This window comes from Planococcus chinensis (assembly GCF_042681545.1).
GTDB lineage: Bacteria > Bacillota > Bacilli > Bacillales_A > Planococcaceae > Planococcus > Planococcus chinensis.
Genome location: NZ_JBHUFW010000019.1, coordinates 1 through 2,095, shown reverse-complemented (window position 1 = coordinate 2,095; position 2,095 = coordinate 1). Strand labels below are relative to the sequence as shown.

General features: G+C 35.3%; 3 protein-coding genes. 2 read left to right on the top strand and 1 reads right to left on the bottom strand.

What is annotated here, in order from left to right:
- Nucleotides 1-183: 183 nt before the first annotated feature.
- Nucleotides 184-744 carry a hypothetical protein gene (locus ACFSDB_RS16990; RefSeq protein WP_191715327.1) on the top strand — a complete coding sequence of 187 codons (561 nt, stop codon included), beginning with the start codon at nt 184-186 and terminating at the stop codon, nt 742-744.
- 82 nt (nt 745-826) lie between these two features.
- On the opposite strand, the gene ACFSDB_RS16985 is transcribed toward ACFSDB_RS16990, so the two are convergent.
- A complete protein-coding gene (locus ACFSDB_RS16985) occupies nt 827-1,201 on the bottom strand; it encodes a hypothetical protein (protein ID WP_204893854.1) in 375 nt (124 codons plus the stop codon).
- A gap of 316 nt (nt 1,202-1,517) precedes the next feature.
- Here ACFSDB_RS16985 and ACFSDB_RS16980 point away from each other — a divergent pair, with 316 nt between their 5' ends.
- On the top strand, nt 1,518-1,943 hold the full coding sequence (locus ACFSDB_RS16980; protein WP_204893855.1) for an immunoglobulin-like domain-containing protein: 426 nt from the start codon (nt 1,518-1,520) through the stop codon (nt 1,941-1,943).
- The last annotated feature ends 152 nt before the right edge of the window (nt 1,944-2,095 follow it).

The following is a 2,095-nucleotide window of genomic DNA, read 5'->3' as shown; positions in this document are numbered from 1 at the left end:
TAATTACCATTAAGTTACATTCAAAATCAAGAAAAAATTATGAATAGCTAATTTAAAATAACTTTTTCATTGGAAATGATTGGTATAATGAGTGCTGACAAAGGTGATTTCTAATATGACCAGGACAAACGAAAAAAGTGCAAGAATGGACGGGTATCCTACAAAATCCGATGGAGGTAAAAAATGAAGAAGAAGTTGTTGTTTGCTCTTTTATGTATTCTAGTAATTGGTGTTGGTTATACAGTATTTTATGTTAATCAGTATTCTGTTAAAGACAATCGAGCGTCTATCCTTGCTGATTTGACGACATGGGAAAGTAGAGGAAGCGAAGAGGAAATTGAAATTAAAATCCTGAAAATGACACAGATCAACCATACTACATCGTACGTTGTGCTTTTTGAAACAGCAGATAAATATGTGGGGTATGCACATTTGCTTAAAGGGTGGAATGGACAATTCAAAATTGTAGAATCAGGTGCAGGAACGAATATTGTCAAATACCGTGACCTTAAAACGAATCAAGGCGTGTATGGTATTCTGGCCGGAAAAAACCCGGATTTACAAATCGATCACATTACGGCGAAATCTGAATTTACCGATGAGGACTTCAGTTTCACTTCACCTATTCCTGAAGATGCAACGTTTTTGGTATACAAAAAACTCCCTGAAGATTTAAAAGAGACTTTTCTTACCTTTACGCTTTACGATGAAAACGGAAAGGTAATTGAGCCGGCAAGTGAATAGAGTGATAGACAAAAAGAAGAATAAAAGCCTCTGTAATCAATAAACTGAATGTAACTTAATTAGTATTAAGTTACATTCAAATTTAACTTTTGGTTATCGCTATCGATTTACAAGTAAGTTGACAATGCATCATGGGAATAACCATTTTACATTGATAAAGATGGACACCGTTTATTTCAATTCCTCTGATGGATATGTCATGAAACCAGAAATCCAAGTCGGAAGGTGATTGTGGGACATCCCCTTCCATGCCTTCTAGCCAAGTATTGAAATTCACTGAAAAACAATCCTTGAACAAAATAGTATACTCACTTTCTTGTGTTTCCCCTTCATTTAGGCCCATATATTTCATTGTCACTAAGTGCTTGCCATGATCATAGGTTAAATCTTTTAATTCTGTATCAATGTAACCTGTAGCCATTAATTTCTCTTCGACTTCTTGACCGCTTAGTTTCACTATTTATAAACCTCCACTCCTAAACTTCAGGACAAAAATGCCGTAAAATTTCTAAATTTGAATGTAACTTAATTCACAATAAGTTACATTCAAATCCTGGATTTTTGCTTAGCTAAAAAACATGAAACCGATAAGAATAGCACTGCTTACTTGATTTTGAAACATTTAAATAGCCTTGACGTACTAATACAAAAGACTGTTCATCTATTTTAGTAAAGTTTAAGCAGGCTATGTTTAAGAACAAATTTAAAACGAAATCAATTTCTTTGTAAGCCCTATTAGACATTGCCATATATTCTAAGTTAGGAGGATTCGAATGAAAAGAATCAGAGTAATTTTTTATATGGTTGTTGCCTTGTTTTTACTTGTCTTGTTTTTACATGTGATGAATCAAGCGCCTAACCAGGAGCTTCCCCGTACCTTAGATGGTATGGAGCTCACAATGGAAAAGGAGGTATACATAACTTCTGCTGAAAAGATAGGCATTGTGATACACAATAACAGCGAAACAGAATACACGGGAGCCGGCGGCGGAAAATTCACTATCGATAGACTTTTTGCCGGTAGCTGGTACAAAGTTCCTTTTAAGAGTGATTCGTTTACAACTGATGCGCTTGGTATTCCTCCTGGAGAAACAGCATTAATGTATACCGCCGTCAGCGAACTGGATGCTGAACTGACGCCTGGTAAATATCGAGCGCGCTATGGTGGCATGGCTATTCCTTTTGAAGTGATGGAGTAATTTGTTTAAGACTTTTGCTTCGACTAATCTTAAATATTTATAGAGAAAATCTTTTTTTGTAATTACTGATTGAATGTAACTTAACTGCACATAAGTTACATTCGTTTCCGCTGAAATAGTACCCTTTATTTGTTCCAGATTCTGGCCCATAA

Bases quoted from the DNA above. Each gene is read 5' to 3' on its own strand.
- ACFSDB_RS16990 (WP_191715327.1), top strand. From the start codon at position 184: ATGAAGAAGAAGTTGTTGTTTGCTCTTTTATGTATTCTAGTAATTGGT.
- ACFSDB_RS16980 (WP_204893855.1), top strand. From the start codon at position 1,518: ATGAAAAGAATCAGAGTAATTTTTTATATGGTTGTTGCCTTGTTTTTA.